Raw genomic sequence first — 24,476 nt, forward strand, 5'->3', positions numbered from 1 at the left:
ACTTTTACACTCCTTTGTATCAGCTCCCCGGTTGATACTTTTTGGGAGAAATCAATGGATAGTGGAAAACGGCAATTTTTACAACGTCTCGGTGTCCTGACTGCGGGTGCCGCGTTGGTACCGCTGGCGCACTCCGGCTGGCAACTGCAACCCGAGCGGCGTGAAGGCGACGGCAAAAAACGTATGGCGATGTTGATCGATCTGCGCCGCTGTATTGGCTGCCAGGCCTGCACGGTTAGCTGTGCGGTAGAGAATCAGCTGCCACAAGGGCAGTTTCGCACCACTGTACTGCAGTATCAGGTCGTCACGGATAGCCAGCGCATCCCCACCAACGTGCTGCTACCGCGCCTATGCAATCACTGCGATAACCCGCCTTGCGTGCCGGTCTGCCCGGTTCAGGCGACCTTCCAGCGTCAGGACGGTATTGTGGTGATTGATAACACCCGCTGCGTCGGCTGCGCCTACTGTGTGCAAGCCTGCCCCTATGAGGCGCGCTTTATTAACCATGAAACCCAAACCGCGGATAAATGCACCTTCTGCGTCCACCGCCTGGATGCCGGGCTGTTGCCTGCCTGCGTTGAATCCTGTGTCGGCGGTGCGCGCATGATCGGCGATCTTAACGATGAACAAGGCACCTTGAGGCGCACGCTGGAGCAGCATCGTGGGGAGCTAAAGGTGTTGAAACCCGAGCAGGGGACGCACCCACAGGTGTTTTATCTGGGGCTGGATGAGGCATTTGTCAGCCATGTCCGGGGACAACCGGCGCTGTGGCAGGAGGTACACTCATGATCCGCGAAGTGATGGCTCGCCCGCAGGAGATCGCCTGGTTGCCCTGGGCGGTACAGTATTTCTTTTTCATCGGTCTGGCATGTAGCAGTGTTGCTATTGCGGCTTGGCTACGCTGGCGTTCAGCGTCTGAGGCAACTAGGCTGGAGATGGCTGCCGTTTCGCTGGCGGTGGTGAGCGGCACCGTGGCCCCGTTGGCCCTGAGTGCGGATTTACATCAGCCCGCTCGAATCTGGCACTTCTATGCCCATTTCGCACCTTGGTCGTGGATGTCTCTTGGCTCGGTGTTTTTACCGCTGTTTACCCTGCTGGTAGTGGCCTATTTCATTTTGCTGCTGCGTTGCCAACTGAGGGCAAAAGCCCTGCCGTTCTGGGCGCGCTGGTTACAAATCTGGCCTGCATGGCAAGAGCAGAAATGGTTACGTTGGGTGGCATTGGCCACGCTGCTTTCAGCCGTCAGCATCTTGCTCTATACCGGCCGCGAAGTGTCCGTGCTGCGTTCACAACCGCTGTGGTACAGCCTGTGGTTACCTTGGCTATTGCTGCTTACTGCTATGCAGGCCGTTCCGCCAATGCTGGCCTATTGGTTACGCCATGAACCTCACTGGCAGCCTCGTTTGGCGCGCTATCAAGGGCTTTCCCTATTGTTGCTCTGCCTCTCCAGCCTGGGCTGGTGGTTGGACGGTAGTGACTCCGCCGCTGCGCTGCGTCAGTTGCCTGTTCAGGGGAGCGCCTGGTCTCTGGTTGGCAGCGCATTTGCCGTTTTGATCCTGCTGTTGATAGTTTCGGCTTGGCGATCGCGTCGTAGGGCGCTAGGGGCGACAGGTCTGTTAGCACAATGCTTGGCTGCGTTGCTGCTCTGTTGGGGCGTGCGCTGGATGCTGCTGATGCAAACCCAGACGCTGCCCAAGTTCACTATATTGCTCAACCCCTATGTGTTACCGCTCGGCAGCGAGGGGCTATTGGCCATTCTCGGCACTTTTGGGCTGTGGCTGGCATTAATCATCGGGGTTCGTGAATTACAGCATGGGTTGATGGAGAAAAAAAACTATGGCTAAGTCAACGCGTCGTCAGTGGTTGAAAGGCGGGCTCGCTTTGGGTGGGCTGGCCGTGTTTGGTGCCAGCTACAGCGAAATGGTGCAGAAGGTGTTTACCGGCCTGCGTGCCGGCAGCAGTGGAAAACTGACGCTGGATCGGATCAGTGCCAATGCGCTACCGCCAGAAGGCCGCCAACATCCCGAAGGCTGGCAGGCCAATCCGCAGCAGGCCGTTTCCATGACGCAATGTTTTGGCTGCTGGACGCTGTGCGGCCTGCGGGTGCGGGTCGATCGCGACAGCAATCAGATACTGCGCGTGGCGGGTAACCCTTATCATCCGCTGTCGCACGATCACCATTTTCCTTATCGTTTACCAGTGAGTGATGCACTCAACCGGCTAGGTGGTGATGCCGGTTTGGAACAGCGCTCAACCGCCTGTGCTCGCGGTGCTACTCTGCTGGAAGGGCTGACCAGCCCGTACCGGGTGCTTGAACCGATGAAGCGGGTAGGGCCGCGCGGTGGCGGGCAGTGGCAGCGCATCAGTTTTGAACAGTTGATCAAGGAAGTAGTTGAAGGTGGCGATCTGTTTGGTGAAGGGCCGGTGGAGGGATTACGGGCCATCCGCGATTTGCAAACGCCACTCGATCCGGCACAGCCAACGCTCGGGCCGAAGGCTAACCAGCTGCTGGTCACCAACGCAGGTGATGAGGGGCGGGATACCTTTATCAAACGTTTTGCGCAAAACGCCTTCGGCACGCGCAACTTCGGCCATCATGGCGCTTACTGTGGTCTAGCCTACCGGGCAGGTTCCGGGGCGCTGATGGGCGATCTGGACAAAAACGCCCATGTGAAACCCGACTGGGATCATCTGCGTTTTGCACTGTTTCTGGGGACGTCACCCGCACAGTCCGGTAATCCGTTCAAACGGCAGGGGCGTCAGTTAGCCAATGCCCGCCTGCGCGATGAGTTCCGCTACGTGGTGGTGGCCCCGGCATTGCCGTTAACCACTACGTTGGCCAACGATCACAACCGCTGGGTGCCGGTGCTGCCGGGGACGGACTCCGCGCTGGCGATGGGCATGATCCGCTGGATTATCGACCAGGAGCGTTATAACGCCGATTATCTGGCATTACCTGGCGAGGCGGCCATGCAGGCGGCTGGTGAAAAAAGCTGGTCGAATGCCACCCATCTGGTGGTGATTGATGACGATCATCCTCTGTGCGGGCAGTTCCTGCGTAAGTCACATCTGTTAGGTGGGGCTGGCGGTGATGAGGAAAGCCCTGCTTTGGTATGGGACGCACAGCGAGGCGAACCACTGCCCGCCACCGAGGCCATGCGTGGGCAACTGCTGGTTGAGCAGCAGGTTCAACTGGCGGATGGCTCATCGGTGCAGGTGCGCTCAAGCTTCCGTTGTCTGCAACTGGCGGCGCAACGCTTTACGCTGGCGGAATACAGCGCCCAGTGTGGCGTTAGTGCTGAAACCATTGCGGCGTTGGCCAAGGAGTTTACGTCCTACCAGCGGCAGGCGGCAGTGATCTCCCATGGCGGCATGATGAGTGGCAACGGTTTCTACAGTAGCTGGGCGGTGATGATGCTCAATGCGCTGATCGGTAACCTTAATCTCAAGGGTGGCGTCTCGGTTGGCGGCGGCAAGTTCAAGGAGTTTGCCGAAGGGCCACGCTACAATCTCGCCACTTTCCCTGACATGGTGAAGCCGAAAGGATTAGTGCTGTCGCGTAGTAAGCAGGCGTACGAAAAATCGGATGAGTATCGTCGTAAGGTGGAACAAGGCGTCAACCCTTATCCGGCGCTGGGGCCGTGGTATCCCTTTGTGGCAGGTCAGTTTACCGAGCAGCTGGCTCCGGCGCTGATGGGATACCCTTATCCGCTGAAAGCCTGGATCAATCACATGGGCAATCCGCTCTACGGTGTAGCGGGGTTGCGTGACGTGGTGGAGAGCAGGCTGAAGGATCCGCAGCATCTGCCGCTGTTTATTTCCGTTGACGCCTTTATTAACGAAACCAGCGCGTTGGCGGACTATATCGTGCCGGATACCCACAATTTTGAAAGCTGGGGATTTACCTCCCCCTGGTCTGGCGTAATGGTCAAGGCAAGTACCGCTCGTTGGCCAGTGGTGCCAGCGCGCACAGCCAAGACGGCGGATGGGCAGCCGATCGCGCTGGAGAGCTTTGTTATTGCGCTCTCGAAGGCCATGGGGTTGCCGGGCTTCGGCGACGGGGCGTTGCAGGATGCGCAAGGTAACCCTTGCGGGCTGCATTGTGCCGAAGATTACTACCTGCGCGCAGCAGCCAACGTGGCATTTGCCGGTGAGCCAGTGCCTGAGGCGACGGAGAGTGAGTTGCGCCTGACCGGTGTCGATCGTCTGCAACCGGCGCTGAATCAGGTATTAAAACCGGATGAGCGGCTGCGAGTGGGCTATATGCTGGCGCGTGGTGGTCGTTTCGCACCCCATGAGCAGGCTTGGCAAGGGGAGGCGACCGGTCCGCAGTGGAAGCAGGGGCTGAATATCTGGAACGAGGAGGTAGCACGCCACCGCCATGCTATGACCGGGGAGCGTTATAGCGGTTGCCCAACCTATTATCCACCGCGTTTTGCCGACGGTTCCGACGTGGCGCAGCACTATCCGAGCGAAGCGTGGCCGTTCCGGCTGATGTCGTTCAAGTCGCACCTGATGAGCAGCTCTACTGCCCCTATCGAGCGTTTGCGGGCCGTGAAGGCGGTTAATCTGGTCGCGCTCAACCCGATAGATGCCGAGCGCTATGGGCTACAACATGGCGACCGGGTCAGGTTGCAGACGCCAGGCGGTAGCGTGGAAGCGCAAATCAGCTTGCTCGACGGGGTCATGCCGGGCGTAATTGCCATTGAACACGGCTATGGGCATCGTGAAATGGGGGCTCGGGTTCATTCGCTGGATGGGCAGGCTTTGGCGGCGGATCCACGCATTGCCGCAGGGATCAACCTCAACGATCTGGGGCTGGCCGATCCGACTCGTGAAGTCGGCAATAGCTGGTTGGACTGGGTTAGCGGGGCGGCGGTAAGGCAGGGATTACCGGCGAAGCTGCAGCGTTTGGGATAGCTGAGATACTTTAAAACGGGCGCAGCATGCGGCGCCCTACGGTAGAATATGTGCGATCTCAAGTGGCTGGTTTGTCAGCAATCAGATTCCCCAATCCTGACACCGGGGGGGAGCATTCAGCGTATCAACGTTGAGCGATGGGCTCGACGCTATGCACACGGACATAGCCCAGTTGCGATGGCGTTACGCCACTCAGTCGCAGTTCAAAGATTTGCTCGGTTTTTGGCAGCAGCGAGCTGGCGCTCTGAATTTGTTGCGACTGCGCCTGCGCGGTCAGAGGCATACCGGTCGCGGCATCCAACTGGCCCCACTCCAACGTAGCGGTAAAGCCTGGCAGATATTGGCCTGAGAGCGTGCGCACATACAGTATTGCCTGGCTGCCGTTGGCCTCGCTCTTCACATAGTTGAGCGATAGGCTCAGCTCACCCACGCTGCTGTGTAATTTGGCGGCGTTATTGGCGGCTGGCAGCAGGTAGACACCGCTGGTAGAGCTTTGGTTAAGCCGATTTTGGCGCTCCAGGGCGGTAGCCTGCTCGGTCAACTCCCCCAGCACCTGTTTCAGCTCAACCACCTGGTTGGTGAGTTTCGGCACTTCGCGGTTCTGTGCGCAACCGGCCAATAGGATCATGGCGGTGAGCAGACAAACCTGACGATAACGGATTGTCATAACGGCAATTTCCTTTTCAATCACACTGGCTACCAGCTTAGCCCGATCGCTGGCCAAAGTCATGTCCAGTGCCTTTTATGGCTGCTTTATCACTCAATCATGGAGGCAATTCGCAACAAATGCCCGGCGGTCTTTGTTGTGGCGTTAGTTCGGGGTAAACTGTGCCCAACTATGTAAACGCTTATCAGGACGAGTTATGCATTGCCCTTTCTGCGCTGCCGTTGATACCAAAGTGATTGATTCCCGCCTGGTGGGTGATGGATCGCAGGTGCGCCGTCGTCGCCAATGTCTGGTCTGTAATGAACGTTTTACCACTTTTGAAGTGGCCGAGCTGGTGATGCCACGGGTGATCAAAAGTGATGAGGTTCGCGAACCGTTCAACGAAGATAAACTTCGCCGTGGCATGCTGAAAGCGTTGGAAAAACGCCCGGTCAGCTCCGACGATGTAGAAAACGCCATCAACCACATCAAGTCCCAGTTGCGCGCTACCGGTGAGCGTGAAGTGCCCACCAAAATGGTCGGTAATCTGGTGATGGATGCGTTAAAGAAGCTGGATAAGGTCGCGTATATCCGCTTCGCTTCGGTGTATCGCAGTTTTGAAGACATTCGCGAATTCGGCGAAGAGATCGCCAAACTGCAGGATTAACGGGATCCGCATGCAAAACGACGAATTCTATATGGCACGTGCCTTTGAGCTGGCACGTCTGGGGCGTTTTACCACCACACCGAACCCGAACGTGGGCTGCGTGATCGTGCGCGATGGTAGTATCGTGGGTGAAGGCTTTCATTTGCGGGCCGGTGAGCCTCATGCGGAAGTACACGCTTTGCGCATGGCAGGGGAAAAGGCGCGAGGGGCTACGGCCTATGTCACGCTGGAACCTTGTAGCCACCATGGCCGTACGCCACCTTGTGCAGATGCTTTGATTGCAGCGGGAGTCAGCCGCGTGGTGGCAGCCATGCAAGATCCTAATCCGCAGGTTGCCGGGCGTGGACTATACAAGCTGCAACAGGCGGGCATCGAAGTGCGCCACGGCGTAATGCTGGCAGAGGCAGAAGCGGTCAATCTGGGGTTCCTCAAGCGTATGCGCACCGGGTTTCCCTATGTGCAGCTCAAGCTGGGCGCTTCACTGGATGGCCGTACGGCGATGGCCTCGGGGGAAAGCCAGTGGATCACCTCACCGCAGGCCCGGCGGGATGTACAGGAGTTGCGGGCGGCCAGTTCGGCGATCCTCAGCACCAGCGCAACCGTGTTGGCCGACGATCCTTCGCTAACGGTGCGCTGGGATGAACTGAGCAGTGAAACCCAGCAGATTTACCCGCGTGACACCCTCCGCCAGCCGCTACGGATTATTCTGGACAGCCAGAACCGGGTCACGCCTCAGCACCGGGTCGTGCAGCAACCGGGTATGACTTGGTTGGCACGCCAGCAGCCAGACGATCGGGTTTGGCCAGCAGGGGTGGAGCAATTATCTTTCCCACTGCACGGCGGCGGTATCGATCTGGTGGTAATGATGATGCAACTGGCCAAGCGCCAGGTGAACAGCATCTGGGTCGAGGCTGGCGCACAGCTTGCCGGTGCGCTGCTGCAGGCTGGGCTGGTGGATGAGCTCGTCTTGTACATCGCGCCCAAACTATTGGGGGATAATGCCCGTGGGCTGTGCCAACTGCCGGGGCTGACGCACTTGGCCGATGCGCCTGAGTTTGTCTTTAGCGAGGTACGCCAGATTGGCCCCGATCTGCGCCTGCGGTTAACCGCCAAATAGAGAATGTAACCTTTGCCTGACGGTGCAGCCGCGTTTTACAAAAGCGCCGCGCAGCCGGGCAAAGAATATGATAGAATCCGCCCCCCTGCGGGGTATTGAACCCATTTTTAAGGAAAGCCCATGAAAGTTATCGAAGGTGTTGTTGCTACTCCAAATGCCCGTGTGGCGATCGCAATTGCACGTTTTAACAATTTCATCAACGACAGCCTGCTGCAAGGTGCCATTGATGCACTGAAGCGTATCGGCCAGGTTGCTGATGACAACATCACCGTTGTTTGGGTCCCAGGCGCTTACGAGCTGCCATTAACCGCACGCGTGCTGGCTAACACCGGTAAATACGATGCGGTGATTGCTCTGGGTACGGTGATCCGTGGGGGCACCGCGCACTTCGAATATGTGGCGGGCGAAGCCAGCTCCGGTCTGGGCCAGGTCTCTATGAATACCGAGATCCCGGTTGCCTTTGGCGTGCTGACCACCGAAAGCATCGAACAAGCGATCGAGCGTGCTGGCACCAAAGCGGGCAACAAAGGCGCAGAAGCCGCCCTGACCGCACTTGAAATGATTAATGTAATCAAAGCTATTAAAGCCTGAATTTAGTTTAAGGGGAATTCCGTGAAACCTGCTGCTCGTCGTCGCGCTCGTGAGTGCGCTGTTCAAGCGATTTACTCTTGGCAGTTGTCTAAAAATGACATTGCCGATGTTGAACACCAGTTCCTGACGGAGCAGGATGTCAAAGATGTTGACGTCGCCTATTTTCGTGAGCTGCTGTCCGGTGTGGCAGTCAACGCAGGTATGCTGGATGGCCTGATGGCCCCCTTCCTGTCGCGCCAGCTCGAAGAATTGGGCCAGGTGGAAAGAGCCGTGCTGCGCATTGCGCTGTTCGAGCTGAAAATGCGTGAAGACGTCCCTTACAAAGTGGCCATCAACGAAGCGATCGAACTGGCGAAAACCTTCGGCGCAGAAGATAGCCACAAGTTTGTAAATGGCGTGCTGGATAAAGCAGCCCCCAGCATCCGTAGGAAAAAATAAAATATAAGGCCGGGAAACCGGCCTTACTTCTTTGGAAGACGAATTATGGCATGTGGCGAATTTGATCTCATTGCCCGCTATTTTGACCGGTTCAAAAGTGTGCGCCGCGACGTACAGCTCGGCATTGGCGATGACTGCGCACTGCTTACAGTGCCGGAAAAACAGCTTTTAGCCATCAGTACCGATACCCTGGTTTCGGGTATTCACTTCCTGGCGGATATCGATCCCGCCGATCTCGGTTATAAAGCCCTGGCGGTTAACCTGAGCGACCTGGCAGCAATGGGCGCCGATCCCGCGTGGCTTTCGCTGGCGTTGACGTTGCCGGAAGTGAACGAAGAGTGGCTCAAGGCGTTCAGCGATAGCCTGTTCGAACAGATGAATTACTACGGCATGCAGCTGATTGGCGGCGACACCACCCGTGGCCCGCTGAGCATGACGTTGACGATCCACGGCCATATCCCGGTCGGGCGGGCGTTAACCCGCAGCGGTGCACGCATTGGCGACTGGATTTACGTGACCGGTACGCTGGGGGACAGCGCCGCCGGGCTGGCAATCCTGCAGGATCGTTTGCAAGTGAGCGATCGAGCAGCTCAAGAATATCTATTGGCGCGCCATCTGCGTCCGCATCCGCGTGTGCTGCAAGGCCAAGCGCTGCGTGATTTGGCCAGCTCGGCGATCGATATCTCCGACGGTCTGATTTCCGATCTGAGACATGTGCTGAACGCCTCTGAGTGCGGTGCCCGTATTGAACTGGATGAGTTGCCGCTGTCGCAGACGCTGACCAGCAATACCGAGGCAGATCAGGCGCTGCGTTGGGCGCTGACCGGCGGCGAAGATTATGAACTGTGCTTCACCGTGCCAGAGATCAATCGGGGTGCGCTGGAAGTGGCATTAAGCCATTTAGGAGCGGATTACACCTGTATTGGCCAGATTGGCCCGCAGTCTGAAGGGATGAAGTTCTACCGCGATCAGCAAGAAGTTGAACTGCCTTGGAGTGGTTACGATCACTTCGGGAGCGCTCAATAGCCATCATTATGGCGTTATGAGTCTCTTTGGGCTCAGACTGATCCTGTTAGTAAGAGATGACTTTATTCCGGCCTGAGCTATTGGCAGAAACCTAAAAACCCGACCTCAGCAGTCGGGTTTTTGCATTTTTGACTACGCTTGGCTGCTATTCAAAGCCGACCACATGATGCGGCACATAGGCCGTTTCTAATTCTGCAATTTCCTGTGATGTAAGCTCCAGATCAATGGCGGCTACGGCATCGATCAAATGTTCGCTGCGTGAAGCACCAATAATCGGCGCGGTAACCACCGGTTTACTCAGCAGCCATGCGAGGGCGATTTGCGCTCGCGCAACGCCGCGCTCTTCAGCAATAGTGGCTACGCGCTCGGCAATCAGAGCATCAACCCCTTCGGTAGCGTCATACAAGGTTTTGCCATATTGGTCGCTGACCAGACGCGCTGTGGTTTCGCCCCAGGGGCGTGTCAGCCTGCCACGTGCCAGCGGGCTCCAGGGAAGTACCGCAATCCCTTCGGCGGCGCAGAGCGGGTGCATTTCGCGCTCTTCTTCCCGTTGGATCAGGTTGTACTGATCCTGCATGCTGGCAAAGCGTGTCCAGCCGTGCAGATCGGCGGTGTACAGCGCCTTGGCAAACTGCCAGGCGTACATCGAAGAAGCTCCGATATAGCGTGCCTTACCCGATTTTACTACGTCATGCAGGGCTTCCAGCGTCTCTTCGATCGGGGTTTCATAGTCCCAACGGTGGATTTGCAGTAAATCGACGTAGTCGGTACCCAAACGCCGCAGGCTGTCGTCGATCGACTGCATGATCTTGGGCCGTGACAGGCCACGTTCCAAGTTGCTCATGGCGTTATAGACTTTGGTGGCGATCACTACCTCGTCGCGGCGAGCATAGTCTCGCAGTGCCCGGCCAACGATCTCCTCGCTGCTGCCATCGGAATAGTTGTTGGAGGTATCAAAGAAGTTGATGCCCGCATCCAGCGCCTGCTTGATCAACGGGCGGCTGCTTTCCTCCGGCAGCGTCCAGGCATGGTTGCCACGTGAGGGCTCGCCATAGGTCATGCAACCCAAACAGATGCGGGAAATGTTGAGATCGGTGTTACCTAGCTGTAGATATTTCATGCCTCTCTCCTGTGTACCGTTCAAAAAATAACTGTAGCGGAAAATGATGCAGAAATGATGGGCGTGGCGCTGAAGGGTGGGATTGATAAGGGCGCCCAGTGCGGCGCCCCTAGCTAGTTTATGCCAACCAGGTTTCGATCTGGCGCTGAATACCGGCCGCATCCAGGCCCAGATCGCTGCGGATCTCTTCCTGGCCGCCCTGTGGGATAAAGTAATCCGGCAGGCCAATGTTCAGTACGGGCACTACACGGCGTTTGGCCATCAGCAATTCGTTAACCCCACTGCCAGCGCCGCCCATAATGGCGTTTTCTTCCAGCGTCACCAACACTTCGTGGCTGGCGGCCATTTCCAGCACCAACTGTTCGTCCAGTGGTTTGACGAAGCGCATGTCCACCAGCGTAGCGTTCATCGCTTCGGCGACCTGAGCGGCTTCCGCCAACAGGGTACCAAAGTTGAGGATGGCAATCTTTTCCCCTTCGCGGCGCACGATGCCCTTACCGAGCGGCAGTGCGGCCAGAGGTTCCAGCGTTGCCCCCGTACCGTTGCCCCGTGGGTAGCGTACCGCACTTGGGCCAGCGTTATGGTGATAACCGGTGTACAGCATCTGGCGACATTCGTTTTCGTCGCTCGGCGTCATGATCACCATATTCGGGATGCAGCGCAGGAACGAAATATCAAAGGCGCCCTGGTGGGTCTGGCCGTCGGCACCGACAATGCCGCCGCGATCGATGGCAAACATCACCGGCAGCTCCTGGATCGCCACGTCGTGGATCACCTGATCGTAGGCGCGTTGCAGGAAGGTGGAGTAGATCGCCACCACCGGCTTGTAACCGCCGATCGCCAACCCGGCGGCGAAAGTCACCGCATGCTGCTCGGCGATCGCCACGTCGAAATACTGCTGCGGATAGTCGCGAGAGAACTGCACCATGCCGGAACCTTCGCGCATGGCTGGCGTGATCGCCATCAGTTGGCTGTCTTTGGCCGCCGTTTCACACAGCCATTCGCCAAAGATCTTGGAATAGGTTGGCAGGCCGCCAGCACTTTTTGGCAGGGTGCCGCTCGCCGGATCGAATTTCGGTACCGCATGGAAGCTGATCGGATCCTTTTCTGCCGGAGCATAGCCACGGCCTTTTTTGGTCATGATATGCAGTAACTGTGGGCCTTTCAGGTCACGCATGTTTTTTAGCGTAGCGGCCAATCCCTGCACGTCGTGCCCGTCTACCGGGCCAATATAGTTAAAGCCCAGCTCTTCAAACAGCGTGCCTGGGACTACCATACCTTTGAGGTGTTCTTCGGTACGCTTGAGCAGTTCTTTGATCGGCGGCAGACCGGAAAGCACCTTCTTGCCGCCTTCGCGCAGCGTGGAGTAGAGCTTGCCAGACAGCAGTTGCGCCAGATGATTATTCAACGCCCCGACGTTTTCTGAGATCGACATTTCATTGTCGTTCAGCACCACCAGCATATCCGGGGTGATGTCGCCCGCATGGTTCATGGCTTCGAACGCCATGCCTGCGGTGATGGCACCGTCGCCAATCACACAGACGGTGCGGCGGTTTTTGCCCTCACGCGCGGCGGCCACGGCCATACCAAGACCCGCGCTGATCGAGGTTGAAGAGTGGCCAACGGACAACACGTCATATTCACTTTCGGCGCGCCACGGGAATGGGTGCAGGCCGTTTTTCTGGCGAATGGTCGAGATGCGGTCACGCCGACCGGTCAGGATTTTGTGTGGGTAAGCCTGATGGCCAACGTCCCAAACCAGGTGATCGAAAGGGGTGTTGTAGACGTAATGCAGTGCCACCGTCAGCTCGACGGTACCCAGCCCAGACGCAAAGTGGCCACTGGAACGGCTGACGCTGTCCAGCAGGTATTGCCGCAGTTCATCACACAACTTCGGCAGGCTTTCTTTTGGCAACGAGCGGAGTTCTTCAGGATTTTCCGCTAAGGCCAAGGTCGGGTATTTGGCTATATCAAGACTCATTCAGTACTCATATCAGAGGAGTTAATTGTCGCGTTCAATAATGAAGTTGGCCAATGCACGTAATGGTGCGGTGTTATAAGATTGTGTGGCCAACGAGTCTAATGCGGCCAAGGCTTCCTGATAGAGATCCCACGCTTTTAACTTGGCGCTGTCAAGCCCAAGTAGGGCCGGGTAGGTACTCTTGCCAAGCTGTTGGTCGGAGCCTTGGCGTTTACCGATTTTTTCGGTTTCGCCCACGACGTCAAGAATATCGTCCTGCACCTGAAACGCCAGGCCAATGGCGGCCGCGTAACGGTCAAGTTCAGGGAGTGCAGCACGGCCCGGTTCACCGGCGGCCAATGCCCCCAAGCGAACCGCAGCACGGATCAGCGCGCCGGTTTTATGGCGATGGATTTGTTCTAGTGCCTGTAGATCGATCTGCTTGCCTTCGGCTTCCAGATCCAGCGACTGGCCACCGCACATACCGGCAACGCCGCTGGCTTTGGCCAGTTCGGAAATCATCGCCAGCCGATCGCGCAGTGCCACATCGGGCATGTCGGCGTCAGCCAGGATCGAGAAAGCCAGCGTTTGCAGGGCATCGCCCGCCAGAATCGCGTTAGCTTCGCCAAATTTGATATGGCAGGTTGGCTGGCCACGGCGCAGATCGTCGTCATCCATCGCTGGCAGGTCGTCATGGATCAGCGAATAGGCATGGATGCACTCCACCGCTGCCGCTGGGGCATCCAGATTCTCCAGGCTCAGGCCAAACATTTGCCCGGTGGCGTAAACCAGGAAAGGCCGTAGCCGTTTACCGCCCAGCAAGGCGCCGTGACGCATCGCCTCAACCATTTTGCCCTCATTGAACGGCAGCGGAGCGATATAACCAAGCAGTGCGCGATCGCTGCGCTGATGGAAGGCCTGTAACTGATCGTGGAACTCAGACATCGTAATTACTCAGCGTCCGGGGTAAAAGGGGTCAGTGCAGCATCGTCGTTATGGTCGTTGAGCAGGATCTGTACGCGCTGCTCAGCCTGTTGCAGCTTTTGTTGGCCTTGGCGAGCCAATTGGACGCCACGTTCAAACTCATTGAGCGCATCTTCCAGCGGCAGCTCGCCGGATTCCAAACGGGTTACGATACTCTCAAGTTCGCTCAGAGAATTCTCAAAGCTGATGCCTTGCTCTTTACTGTCTGATTGTGCAGGTTTTTTCGCCATAGTTTTCTTTTTACATCATCATGTGAACAGTGGGGCCCGAGCCTATCCTAGCGGATCTTGATTAGCAAATCATGGCACGTCTATGTGGTTTTGTGCACGGCGCGCGTGCAGATAGTGATATACTTCGCGCCCAGATAAGATTGATAAAAGCTCGGCCAGCCCGCGATTTTATCAATCTTATCGCCATTGTATACCTAATAGCCTTGCAGTGGCAGCTAACCGCCGCCGCTGAACCCCGTAGGGCAGAGGTATTGCCTAATTTTCATCAGACTATAAAGACCGCCATGAAGTTTATCATTAAATTGTTCCCGGAAATCACCATCAAGAGTCAATCTGTGCGCTTGCGCTTTATTAAGATCCTGACTACCAACATCCGTAACGTCCTGAAGCAGTATGATGAAACTCTGGCGGTTGTCCGTCACTGGGATTTTATCGAGGTGCGTGCCAAAGATGAAGATCAGCGCCCGGTGATTGCCGATGCCCTGACGCGTATTCCCGGCATTCACCATATCCTGGAGGTGGAAGATCGCGCCTATACCGATGTCCACCACATCTTTGAGCAGACGCTGGAAACCTACCGCGAGCAACTGGAAGGCAAGACCTTCTGCGTACGGGTGAAACGCCGTGGCAAGCATGAGTTCAGCTCGCAGGATGTTGAGCGTTACGTCGGTGGCGGTTTGAACCAACATATTGAAAGCGCACGCGTCAAACTTTCTCGCCCTCAGGTCACGGTGAACCTGGAGATCGATGACGACAAGCTGATGTTGGTCAAGGCGCGCCGCGAAGGCATTGGCGGCTACCCGATCGGCACCCAGGAAGATGTGCTGTCACTGATTTCCGGCGGTTTTGACTCCGGTGTTTCCAGCTATATGCTGATGCGCCGTGGCTGTCGCGTACATTATTGCTTCTTTAATCTGGGTGGCGCGGCGCATGAAATTGGCGTCAAGCAGGTTGCCTACTATCTGTGGAACCGCTTCGGCAGCTCACACAAGGTGCGCTTTGTGGCGATCGATTTCGAACCGGTGGTCGGTGAGATCCTGGAAAAGGTCGATGACGGCCAGATGGGCGTGGTGCTCAAGCGTATGATGGTGCGTGCCGCTTCCCAGGTTGCTGAACGTTATGGCGTGCAGGCTTTGGTGACCGGCGAAGCGCTGGGCCAGGTTTCCAGCCAGACCCTGACCAACCTGCGCCTGATCGATAACGCCTCCGATACCCTGATCCTGCGCCCGCTGATCTCGCATGATAAAGAGCACATCATCAACGTGGCGCGTGAAATCGGCACTGAAGACTTCGCCAAGACCATGCCGGAGTATTGTGGTGTGATCTCAAAAAGCCCGACGGTCAAGGCAATCAAAACCAGGATTGAAGAGGAAGAAGGGCACTTTGACTTCGAGATCCTCGATCGCGTGGTGCGCGAAGCGCGTAACGTCGATATCCGCACTATCGCAGAAGAAACCAGTCAGCAGGTCGCCGAAGTAGAAACCGTGGCTGAATTCAGCGCTGACGAAGTGATCCTGGATATCCGCTCGGCGGACGAGCAGGAAGAGAAACCGCTGCAACTGGCGCAGGTGGAAGTCAAACTGCTGCCGTTCTACAAGTTAGGCACGCAGTTTGCCGATCTCGATCAGAGCAAAACCTATCTGCTGTACTGTGAGCGCGGCGTGATGAGCCGTTTGCAAGCGCTGTACCTGCTGGAGCAGGGCTACGCTAACGTTAAAGTCTACCGCCCGTAATCTGCGTTGCAGGGTAGCAATGCCGTTTCTTTGGTGTTGCTACCCATAACCACTTCCCCTGTTTGATCCTCCTTTTTTCTCTTTCCCCTCGAATAACTTTGACAGAGTGGCTTACTTTGGTTTATTTATTGTTACGTTATAACATATCTTTTTATTGATTGGGAAAGGAGCAGGTTAATGCAGTTAAAACAGTTGGTGGTGATACTGCCTTTTTGGTTTGTCAGCCATTCTCAGGCCCATTCTTTATGGGTTAATGCGCTACCCGCTGCGGGTGGGCAGAGCACGATAGAGCTCGGTTATGGAGATGAGTTCCCTACCGCAGAAGCGATCCCTGAAGATCGCCTGCACATTTTCGCACCGGCACAGCTGATCGGAAAAAATGGGGATCTGATGCTGAAGCCTGGTAAAGAGAATTACCAGTTCGTGACGGAAAAACCGTTAGCCAAGGGCAGCTATGCCGCTATCGCTCTCTATAAACCCACCTATTGGTCGAAAAATAAAGCGGGATGGCAACAGCAGAGCAGGACGGAAATGCCGGATGCGCTGTACTGCGAGCGGGCCTCCATGTTCGGTAAGACCATTGTGAACATCGATGGTGCGACAGAGACCGCCGTCATCAGCCAGCCGCAGGGATTGCAGTTGGAAATTATCCCGTTAGCCAACCCGGCTACTATCAAGCCAGGGCAGCCGTTGCCAATACAGGTATTGTATGACGGGAAACCGCTAAAGAATGCCGATGTGACGGCGACGTTTGCCGGTTTTGGCGACCAACATGAGCACCACGGGCATACTCATAGTCATGCCAAAGCCTTTTTGAATCAGACCGACGGCAAGGGCAAAGTCAATGTTTACCCGCTGAAGGCAGGATATTGGGTAGTCGAAACCGAACATAAACTGCCTTATGTGGATAAGGCGAAATGTGATGAATCCGTGTTGCTTTCAACGCTGACCTTTACCATCAGCGAATAAGTCATTGGCTTGGCAGGCCACCCGGCCTGCCGATATTGATTCAATCGCGGAAGTCGTACATGCCAGGGATCAGTACCAGCTGTGCCGCTATCTCTGCCGCTTTGGCCTTACCCAACAGCAAATCGATCAGTTTCAGGGCAAACTCCATCGAGGTGCCTGGCCCTTGACTGGTGAGCAGGTTGACGCGCGGGTCGAACACAACGCGTCTTTCCATCCACTGCCCTTCTGGGATCTGCTCTTTCAGGCCGGGGAAGCCGGTCATATTGCCGATCGGGAACAGTTGGTGATGCTGCAATACCAAGGCCGGTGCCGCACAGATGGCGGCGACAATATTGCCTTGCAGATGCATCTGGCGGACTTTTTCCACCAGCAACGGGCTATCGCGAAAACATTCCGCACCCTTGATGCCGCCAGGTAAGACGATGGCGTCAAAGTGGTCATCAACAATCGCCACCAAGGGAGCGTCTGCCAGCAGCTTCACGCCGCGTGAGCAGACGATGGTCAGGCCACCGTCACTGGCAACGCTGGCGGTCGTTACTTTGACTCCGGCACGAACCAGCAGGTCGATGGTGGTTACGGCTTCGGTTTCTTCACTACCAGGTGCCAGGCAGACCAATACCGATGCGCTCATAGCTATTTTCCTTGCGTTTAATGATTTCAAACAGGCGGGTATTTTCTGGCAGGGGAATGCCGTGGCTGCGTCCGCGACGCAGCAAATAACCGGTAATGTAGTCGATCTCTGTGTGCCGCTGAGAACGGATATCCTGCAGCATCGAGGAGATGTTGTCCGCCGTTGACTGGATCACCTGCATCACATAGAACACCAGGCTTTCGCACGAGGTGTGGTGGCCTTCCATCTCCATCACGCTAGCCACTTCACGGCAGATAAGCTCTATCTGCTCAGGATAGCGTTGCAGATCGCCATTACGGCAGTCATACAGTACGGTTAGCGGGTTGATGACGCAGTTGACCGCCAGCTTGCGCCAACTGGCCGAAGTAATATTGTTATGCCAGGCAACGTCTGGCAGGGCTTGATGCAGTATCTCTGCCAGATGGCTGAGATGGGTGGCTTGCCGTGTCGTTGGGCCGATATGGGTGGTGCCGTTGGCGACGTGCACAATAGTGTTACCATCATGGCGTGCGGCATGCGTGGTGATGCCCTGTAACACCGGCTGGCTGTGCGGTGGCAACTCCTCTTGAGTTCCTATGCCGTTATGCAGTAGCAAAATGGCACAGCGAGGGTTTAGTTTGGGCAGCAATGCCGTCACCGCGCTGGAAACCTGCCAGGCTTTCAGTGTAACCAGCAGTAACTCACTTTGCCGCAGGTGTTCGGGATCGTTGGTGGGCAAATTACGGTTAAACGATGTGCCGTCGGGGTCAATGACGTTGACCGCACAAAATGGCTGGGGCACCCGTAACCATCCCTGTACATCGTGGCCCTGCTGATATAGCTTGGCAAGCCACAGTTGTCCGAGTGCACCGCAACCAAGAATGGTTATTTTCATTAAATCTCCTTGGTGTCCGGTAAGACCACTGGTGGATCCTTTTGATTATAGGCTTATCTGTTATTGAACGTCTTGTTCAAGCGCATATCCGAATTTTGCCTGAAACCGCAAAGCGGGTATCATGCACGGCAACGAAATCATAGAGCACCCATTCAGGAGGAAGAGAAGTATGCCATCTTTCGACATCGTTTCCGAAATTGATATGCAGGAAGTTCGCAACGCCGTTGATAACGCTACCCGCGATCTCAGCACCCGTTGGGATTTCCGTAACGTACCGGCCAGCTTTGAGCTGAACGAGAAAGACGAAAGCATTAAGGTCGCCAGCGAGTCTGACTTCCAGGTGCAGCAACTGCTGGATATCCTGCGCGAAAAACTGATGAAACGCAGCATTGAAGGCGGCGCGCTGGAGATCCCGGAAGAGTTGACCCACAGTGGCAAAACCTACAGCGTGGATGCCAAGCTCAAGCAGGGGATCGAAAGCTCAATGGCGAAGAAGATCGTCAAGCTGATCAAAGACAGCAAGCTGAAGGTACAGGCGCAGATCCAGGGTGATGAAATCCGCGTTACCGGTAAGGCGCGTGACGATCTGCAAAGCGTGATGGCGCTGATCCGTGGTGCCGATCTGGGGCAGCCGTTCCAGTTTAAAAACTTCCGCGATTAAGTAGTGCCGATCTGGGGGTAGCCCCTCACCCTAACCCTCTCCCACAGGGAGAGGGGACCGATCGTGCCACAACTTTACGTCTGTTCCAGTCTGTAACCCCGCGTTAAATATTCAACTGGACATGCCACAGACAGAGTGTTGTGCCTGACTATAATGCTGTACCAGCCCCTTATCCTTTTTGGGGAAGGGACCGATCGTGCCACAACGTTACGTCTGTTCCAGTCTGCAACCCCACGTCAAATATTCAACTGAACATGTCACAGACAGAGTGTTGTGCCTGACTATAATGCCGTACCCGCTCCCTCTCCTTTTTGGGGAGAGGGTTGGGGTGAGGGGGAACAACAGACGATCAAGCCAAAGTAGATGGGTATCCTTAAAGCGCTGCGATCAGGGCTTCCAACTGGCCGCGATTGGTCTGTTTGGTATCTACCTTCACGTAAGCGCTGCGCTCCTCGGGAACCACAACTGCTTCCGCTACGCCCGGCTGAGCCAGCAAGCGGCTTTGTAACGCCGAATCTTTTACCGCCAGTTCAGACAACGTGATACGCAGGCTGCTGACGTAAGGTGGCTCTTTCATGGTGCTGCTGACCACAAACCAGACGGCGGCAAGTACCGCACCGGCGATAAAGACCAATCCTGCTCCCTGAAAACCATATAACCAGCCGCCCACGCTGCCGCCGATGGCCACGCCAATAAACTGGCTGGTGGAGTAAACGCCCATCGCCGTGCCTTTATAACCCGCAGGGGACTCTTTGCTAATCAACGAAGGCAGGATGGCTTCCATGACGTTAAACGCCATAAAGAATAACTGCACTCCAGCAATGATGCCCCATAGATGCTGGCCAGAAAACCACAGCACCACCTCGGCGCAAAACAGAACCGCTACGCACCCCATAAAGACCTGCTTCATGCGGCGATATTTTTCTGCATAGATGATAAATGGCACTACGGCAATGAAAGAAACCAACATGGTGACCAGATAGACTTTCCAGTGGTCCGCCGCGGCCAGCCCGGCTTTTTCCATTGCCAGCGGCAGGGCGACGAAGCTGGACATCAGCAGGATATGCAGGCACAGGATGCCAAAATTGAGTTTCAACAGCCGCGAATTGTTCAGCACCTTACTGAAACTGCCCCGTACGATGCTCGATTCCCGGTTCAGCACGTGTTCATCGGCAGAAGGGACGACCAGCAAGGTAATCGCGATACCGGCTAATGACAGCACGGCTATCATCCAGAACAGCGCATGCAAACCGAAAGCATGGGTCACTATCGGGCCCACCACCATGGCGATAGCAAAGGTGATACCGAAGCTGATGCCGATAAACGCCATCGCCTTGGTACGATTCTGTTCGCGGGTTAAATCCGACAGCAGCGCCATCACCGCAGCAGCTATTGCCCCGGAACCCTGCAATGCACGGCCAAGAATGATCCCCCAGATAGAGTCGCTTAAGGCTGCGATCACGCTGCCAAGGGCGAAGATCAACAGCCCGCCGACGATCAGCGGCTTACGGCCAACGCGGTCGGAAATCAGGCCGAAGGGGATCTGAAATACCGCCTGCGCCAGGCCATAAATACCGATAGCCAGGCCGATCAGTGCCTCGCTGGCACCGTGCAGCGCCATCCCATAGGTGGTCAGGACCGGTAACACCATAAACATGCCGAGCATGCGTAGGGAAAATACGGTACCCAAGCCCCAGGTTGCGCGGCGTTCTTGGGGCGTCATAATATTGTCGTTCATGTAAACCTCAGTTAACCCATCGCCTTTCAAGTTGCAGCGTTGTTACCTGCACTTGCTCACCCCAGTCACTTACAAAAGTAAGCTCCTGGGGATGAGCAAGCTTGTCGCCTAGCTGCAACTTGAAATTCATAGGGTATCGAACCTATTCCAACAGGTTAAGCGGGGGACTTAGCCAGTTGGAATAGCCTCGGCAAAGTTGCGTCATTCTAGTGCGTAGGGCAGGGGGGGTAAATCGAATGTTGTTTAACAGATATTACAGTTGGTGTGCTTTTCTCCGAAACAAATAAAATGGGCCGCTAAGCGGCCCATTCGCAGATAACCGCTGTTTTACCAAGCGTAGGTCAACAGGGTTTCCGGTGTCGCACTGGCACTGAAATCGATCGACATCATTACGCTGAGTGAGGTAATGGCCACGATTGAGAACACAAACAGTTTGCGCGCCCAGACGCTGTCATTTTCCGCTTTGTAGCCGCGTAACGCCATGCCTAGCCACCATACGCTCACCGCCGCTGCGACGATCAGGTATTTGTAGCCAGCATAACCGCCAAGGGTCAGCATCAGCGTGGCGATCATAAACGCCAGGATGTAGAGCGTGATGTGGTTTTTGGCAACGGAGATGCCTTTCACCACCGGCAGTACCGGGATGTTGGCTGCCTGGTAATCTTTAAAGCGGAAGATGGCAATCGCATAGGAATGCGGCATCTGCCACAGGCTGAAGATGGCCAGCAGGATCAATGCACCAGCGTCAAACTCGTTGGTGACCGCGCAGTAGCCAATCACCGGCGGCGCGGCTCCAGACAGGCTGCCGATCAGCGTGCCGTATACCGAGTGGCGTTTCATGTACAGGCTGTAAACGCCGACATAAACCACAAAGCCCATCACCGCCAGCCACATGGCCAACGGGTTGGCTGCGATATACAGCAGTGCAAAACCAGCAATACCCAGCAAGGTAGCGTAAACCAGGCTCACACTCGGCGTGATCAGGCCTTTTACCAGCACCCGGTTCTTCGTTCTCTCCATTTTCTTGTCGATGTCGCGGTCAATGTAGTTGTTAAATACACAGCCCGAGGCAACCACCAACGAGACCCCTAACAGGGTGGCGAGAAACAGGGGATAGTCGATGCTCCCTTTGGAAGCGAGCAGGAATCCCCCGACGACAGAAATTAAATTACCGAAAATAATTCCTGGTTTAGTTACTTGCAGGTATTGCTTAATCATCACGTCCAGCTCTGCTCTTAATCGACCATCATGTTGATGTTGAGGTTGTACATAATCCAGAGTGAACCCACAACAACGATACCGATGATCATAGCGGTGAACAGCAATGCCACCAGGTTCCAGCGCTCTTCCGATGAGGTGTTCATATGCAGGAAGTAAACCAGGTGAACGATCACCTGGATAACCGCCATGCCGACCACAACCGCCAGGATGGTGGAGTGAGAGGCGCTGCCGCTCATCACCATCGCAAATGGAATTACCGTCAGAATGACCGACAGTATAAAGCCGGTCAGATATGACTTCACGCTACCGTGGCTTGCGCCGCCGTGAGAGGTATCATGGGATGAATGGCTCATTTACATTACCCCCAGCAGGTAGACAACGGTAAATACGCAGATCCAGACCACGTCCAGGAAGTGCCAGAACAGGCTCAGGCACATCAGACGGGTTTTATTGGTTGGGTTCAGGCCACGCTTGCTCACCTGAATCATCATGATGATGATCCAGATCAGGCCGGTGGTCACGTGCAGACCGTGAGTACCCACCAGCGCAAAGAAGCTGGAGAGGAACGCACTGCGATCTGGGCCGTAACCTTCGGCGATCAGGTGATGGAATTCATAGATCTCCATCGCCACGAAGCCGACGCCAAACAGGAAGGTCAAGAACAGCCAGGTGTTAACGCTGCTTACCTTGCCCTTGTTCATGCCGATCATCGCCATACCGTAGGTGATGGAGCTGAACAGCAGGAGGAAAGTTTCAACCAGTACAAAATTCAGGTCGAAGATATCTTTCCCAGTGGGACCGCCCGCGGTCCCGTTCACCAGTACTGCATAGGTTGCGAACAAGCTCGCAAACAAAATACAGTCGCTCATCAGGTAGATCCAGAATCCGAAGACCTTGGTTTCTCCTGCGTCGTGGTGCCCATGCTCGGCATGGGCTGCGCTATGGTTGGTCAGAGTATCAGTTGACATGTTTCACGCCTGCTTTGCTGATTTGTTCATAGTGTTGGTTCTCAATGCGCTCGATCTCATCAACCGGCACATAGTAATCAACATCTTCATCGAAGCTCTTGACGATCCAGGTCACGATCATGCCGACGAAGCCAGCAATCGCCATCCACCAGATATCCCAGATCATCGCGAAACCAAATACCAGGCTGAAGCCAGCAATAATCACACCGGCGCCGGTATTCTTCGGCATATGAATCGGCTCGTACTTCGCGGGTTTCTTATAGGCTTCGCCTTTTTCTTTCATGTCCCAGAACGCATCACGATCGTGAATTTCTGGCACTACGGCGAAGTTATAGAACGGAGGTGGTGAAGATGTTGACCACTCCAGCGTACGTGCACCCCACGGGTCACCGGTCAGATCGCGGTTCTGCTCGCGGTCACGGATACTGACGTAAACCTGGATCACTTGGCACAGGATACCGCAGGCAATCAGCGCTGCACCGCCAGCCGCAACCATCAGCAGAGGGTGGAACTCAGGATTGATATTCTGGCTGATACGGCGGGTCATCCCCATGAAGCCCAGTGCGTACAGCGGCATAAAGGCAACGAAGAAACCGATGATCCAGAACCAGAATGCGCGGATACCCCAGGTCTCATTCAGACGGAAGCCGAAGGATTTAGGGAACCAGTAGGTCAGGCCAGCGAAGCAACCGAACACCACACCACCGATAATCACGTTATGGAAGTGGGCAATCAGGAACAGGCTGTTGTGCAGCACGAAGTTGGCACCCGGTACCGCCAGCAGCACGCCGGTCATCCCACCGATGGAGAAGGTGATGATGAAGCCCACGGTCCACAGCATCGCGGAGTTAAGCTGAATACGGCCTTGGTACATGGTGAACAGCCAGTTGAAGATTTTCACCCCGGTCGGGATGGAAATGATCATCGTGGCAATCCCGAAGAAGGCGTTAACGTTGGCGCCTGACCCCATGGTAAAGAAGTGGTGCAGCCAAACGATAAACGACAGGACGGTGATCGCGATGGTTGCCCATACCAGTGAGGTATAGCCGAAAAGACGTTTCTTCGAGAAGGTGGCGGTAACTTCAGAGAAGACACCGAACACTGGCAGAACCAGGATATACACCTCTGGGTGACCCCAGGCCCAAATCAGGTTGATGTACATCATCATGTTGCCGCCCATATCATTGGTAAAGAAATGGGTGCCCAGATAGCGATCCAGGGTCAGCAACGCGACGGTGACGGTCAGAATTGGGAAGGAGACGATGATCAGCACGTTGGTACACAGTGCTGCCCAGGTGAATACCGGCATCTTCATCATCGGCATGCCAGGGGCACGCATCTTCAGGATGGTGGCGAAGAAGTTCACACCGGTCAACAGGGTACCCAGACCGGAAATCTGCAGACTCCAGATCCAGTAATCGACCCCGACGCCAGGGCTGTATTCCTTACCCGACAACGGTGGATAGGCCAACCAGCCGGTCTGTGCGAATTCACCGACACCCAGCGAGATGTTGATCAAGACCACGCCGACCACGAAGAACCAGAAGCTCAGGGAGTTCAGGAACGGGAAGGCAACGTCGCGCGCACCGATTTGCAACGGAACCACCACGTTCATCAGGCCCACCACGAAAGGCATTGCCATGAAGAAGATCATGATGACGCCGTGCGCGGTAAAGATCTGGTCGTAGTGGTGCGGCGGCAGGAATCCGGCCTCACCGGCAGACGCGAGCGCCTGCTGGCTACGCATCATGATGGCATCAGCAAAACCACGCAGCAGCATGACCATGGCCACGATGATGTACATGATACCGATTTTTTTATGGTCGACCGAGGTCAGCCATTCGCTCCACAGCCACTTCCATTTGCCGAAATACGTGATCAGCGCCAGCAGGGCCAGCCCGCCAACGATGATTGCAGCAACGGTGACCATGATGATCGGTTCATGCAACGGAACCGCATCAAGTGTTAATTTTCCCAACATC

General features: G+C 55.7%; 23 protein-coding genes. 11 read left to right on the top strand and 12 right to left on the bottom strand.

Features of this window, described 5'->3' with window-relative positions; genetic code table 11:
- The first annotated feature begins 54 nt into the window (after nt 1-54).
- The 3 genes from ttrB to ttrA are packed head-to-tail and all read left to right on the top strand — an operon-like array spanning nt 55 to nt 4,920.
- Complete coding sequence (ttrB, locus tag N6G83_RS31425; protein WP_024528652.1) at nt 55-789, top strand: tetrathionate reductase subunit TtrB; 735 nt, start codon at nt 55-57, stop codon at nt 787-789.
- Nucleotides 786-1,844, top strand: a complete 1,059-nt coding sequence (gene ttrC / locus N6G83_RS31430) for a tetrathionate reductase subunit TtrC (protein ID WP_211136000.1) — start codon at nt 786-788, stop codon at nt 1,842-1,844. The genes ttrB and ttrC overlap by 4 nt, the downstream gene beginning before the upstream one ends.
- Complete coding sequence (ttrA, locus tag N6G83_RS31435; protein WP_211135999.1) at nt 1,837-4,920, top strand: tetrathionate reductase subunit TtrA; 3,084 nt, start codon at nt 1,837-1,839, stop codon at nt 4,918-4,920. Before ttrC ends, ttrA begins: the two co-directional genes overlap by 8 nt.
- A 124-nt stretch (nt 4,921-5,044) precedes the next feature.
- Here ttrA and N6G83_RS31440 read toward each other — a convergent pair whose 3' ends face one another.
- Nucleotides 5,045-5,587, bottom strand: coding sequence for a DUF3251 domain-containing protein (locus N6G83_RS31440; protein ID WP_024528649.1), 543 nt, complete (start codon nt 5,585-5,587; stop codon nt 5,045-5,047).
- Between the two features lie 196 nt (nt 5,588-5,783).
- Between N6G83_RS31440 and nrdR the strand changes: the two genes are divergently transcribed.
- The 5 genes from nrdR (at nt 5,784) to thiL (ending at nt 9,405) form a co-directional block, all read left to right on the top strand.
- Nucleotides 5,784-6,233 carry a transcriptional regulator NrdR gene (nrdR, locus tag N6G83_RS31445; RefSeq protein WP_021180191.1) on the top strand — a complete coding sequence of 150 codons (450 nt, stop codon included), beginning with the start codon at nt 5,784-5,786 and terminating at the stop codon, nt 6,231-6,233.
- A 10-nt stretch (nt 6,234-6,243) separates the two neighbouring features.
- On the top strand, nt 6,244-7,350 hold the full coding sequence (ribD, locus tag N6G83_RS31450; protein WP_211135998.1) for a bifunctional diaminohydroxyphosphoribosylaminopyrimidine deaminase/5-amino-6-(5-phosphoribosylamino)uracil reductase RibD: 1,107 nt from the start codon (nt 6,244-6,246) through the stop codon (nt 7,348-7,350).
- A 120-nt stretch (nt 7,351-7,470) separates the two neighbouring features.
- Nucleotides 7,471-7,941, top strand: coding sequence for a 6,7-dimethyl-8-ribityllumazine synthase (gene ribE / locus N6G83_RS31455; RefSeq protein ID WP_021805495.1), 471 nt, complete (start codon nt 7,471-7,473; stop codon nt 7,939-7,941).
- A gap of 21 nt (nt 7,942-7,962) precedes the next feature.
- Nucleotides 7,963-8,379, top strand: a complete 417-nt coding sequence (gene nusB / locus N6G83_RS31460) for a transcription antitermination factor NusB (RefSeq protein WP_021180188.1) — start codon at nt 7,963-7,965, stop codon at nt 8,377-8,379.
- A 45-nt stretch (nt 8,380-8,424) separates the two neighbouring features.
- Entirely contained in the window at nt 8,425-9,405 is a 981-nt protein-coding gene (gene thiL / locus N6G83_RS31465) for a thiamine-phosphate kinase (protein ID WP_024528647.1), read from the top strand.
- Nucleotides 9,406-9,550: 145 nt separating this feature from the next.
- Here thiL and N6G83_RS31470 read toward each other — a convergent pair whose 3' ends face one another.
- The 4 genes from N6G83_RS31470 to xseB form a co-directional block, all read right to left on the bottom strand.
- Nucleotides 9,551-10,525, bottom strand: a complete 975-nt coding sequence (locus N6G83_RS31470; RefSeq protein WP_211135997.1) for an aldo/keto reductase — start codon at nt 10,523-10,525, stop codon at nt 9,551-9,553.
- Between the two features lie 118 nt (nt 10,526-10,643).
- A complete protein-coding gene (gene dxs / locus N6G83_RS31475; protein ID WP_024528645.1) occupies nt 10,644-12,506 on the bottom strand; it encodes a 1-deoxy-D-xylulose-5-phosphate synthase in 1,863 nt (620 codons plus the stop codon).
- Nucleotides 12,507-12,527: 21 nt separating this feature from the next.
- Nucleotides 12,528-13,430, bottom strand: a complete 903-nt coding sequence (ispA, locus tag N6G83_RS31480) for a (2E,6E)-farnesyl diphosphate synthase (protein ID WP_024528644.1) — start codon at nt 13,428-13,430, stop codon at nt 12,528-12,530.
- A gap of 5 nt (nt 13,431-13,435) precedes the next feature.
- Nucleotides 13,436-13,699: an exodeoxyribonuclease VII small subunit gene (xseB, locus tag N6G83_RS31485; protein WP_024528643.1), complete on the bottom strand. Its 264-nt coding sequence runs from the start codon at nt 13,697-13,699 to the stop codon at nt 13,436-13,438.
- 284 nt (nt 13,700-13,983) lie between these two features.
- Here xseB and thiI point away from each other — a divergent pair, with 284 nt between their 5' ends.
- Together thiI and N6G83_RS31495 are read left to right on the top strand one after the other, a co-directional pair.
- Nucleotides 13,984-15,432: a tRNA uracil 4-sulfurtransferase ThiI gene (gene thiI, locus N6G83_RS31490; protein WP_024528642.1), complete on the top strand. Its 1,449-nt coding sequence runs from the start codon at nt 13,984-13,986 to the stop codon at nt 15,430-15,432.
- A gap of 177 nt (nt 15,433-15,609) precedes the next feature.
- On the top strand, nt 15,610-16,401 hold the full coding sequence (locus N6G83_RS31495; protein ID WP_211135996.1) for a DUF4198 domain-containing protein: 792 nt from the start codon (nt 15,610-15,612) through the stop codon (nt 16,399-16,401).
- Nucleotides 16,402-16,441: 40 nt separating this feature from the next.
- On the opposite strand, the gene yajL is transcribed toward N6G83_RS31495, so the two are convergent.
- Nucleotides 16,442-17,032, bottom strand: coding sequence for a protein deglycase YajL (gene yajL, locus N6G83_RS31500; protein ID WP_024483935.1), 591 nt, complete (start codon nt 17,030-17,032; stop codon nt 16,442-16,444).
- Nucleotides 16,995-17,906, bottom strand: coding sequence for a 2-dehydropantoate 2-reductase (panE, locus tag N6G83_RS31505; RefSeq protein WP_024528640.1), 912 nt, complete (start codon nt 17,904-17,906; stop codon nt 16,995-16,997). Before panE ends, yajL begins: the two co-directional genes overlap by 38 nt.
- A gap of 169 nt (nt 17,907-18,075) precedes the next feature.
- Between panE and N6G83_RS31510 the strand changes: the two genes are divergently transcribed.
- Nucleotides 18,076-18,567, top strand: a complete 492-nt coding sequence (locus N6G83_RS31510) for a YajQ family cyclic di-GMP-binding protein (RefSeq protein WP_024483937.1) — start codon at nt 18,076-18,078, stop codon at nt 18,565-18,567.
- 373 nt (nt 18,568-18,940) lie between these two features.
- Here N6G83_RS31510 and N6G83_RS31515 read toward each other — a convergent pair whose 3' ends face one another.
- The 5 genes from N6G83_RS31515 to cyoB all read right to left on the bottom strand — a co-directional run bounded on the left by N6G83_RS31515 (nt 18,941) and on the right by cyoB (nt 24,475).
- Nucleotides 18,941-20,305 (bottom strand): MFS transporter, encoded by a 1,365-nt coding sequence (locus tag N6G83_RS31515; protein WP_024483938.1) that lies wholly within the window; start codon nt 20,303-20,305, stop codon nt 18,941-18,943.
- A 327-nt stretch (nt 20,306-20,632) separates the two neighbouring features.
- Complete coding sequence (cyoE, locus tag N6G83_RS31520; RefSeq protein ID WP_074030765.1) at nt 20,633-21,523, bottom strand: heme o synthase; 891 nt, start codon at nt 21,521-21,523, stop codon at nt 20,633-20,635.
- 17 nt (nt 21,524-21,540) lie between these two features.
- The gene (locus N6G83_RS31525) at nt 21,541-21,879 is read right to left on the bottom strand and encodes a cytochrome o ubiquinol oxidase subunit IV (protein ID WP_024483939.1); all 339 of its coding nucleotides are present in this window, start codon (nt 21,877-21,879) and stop codon (nt 21,541-21,543) included.
- Nucleotides 21,880-22,494: a cytochrome o ubiquinol oxidase subunit III gene (locus N6G83_RS31530; RefSeq protein WP_024528376.1), complete on the bottom strand. Its 615-nt coding sequence runs from the start codon at nt 22,492-22,494 to the stop codon at nt 21,880-21,882.
- Nucleotides 22,484-24,475 (bottom strand): cytochrome o ubiquinol oxidase subunit I, encoded by a 1,992-nt coding sequence (cyoB, locus tag N6G83_RS31535; RefSeq protein ID WP_211135995.1) that lies wholly within the window; start codon nt 24,473-24,475, stop codon nt 22,484-22,486. Before cyoB ends, N6G83_RS31530 begins: the two co-directional genes overlap by 11 nt.
- Nucleotide 24,476: the final 1 nt, after the last annotated feature.

The sequence above is a fragment of the Serratia sp. PL7 genome, assembly GCF_945957435.1.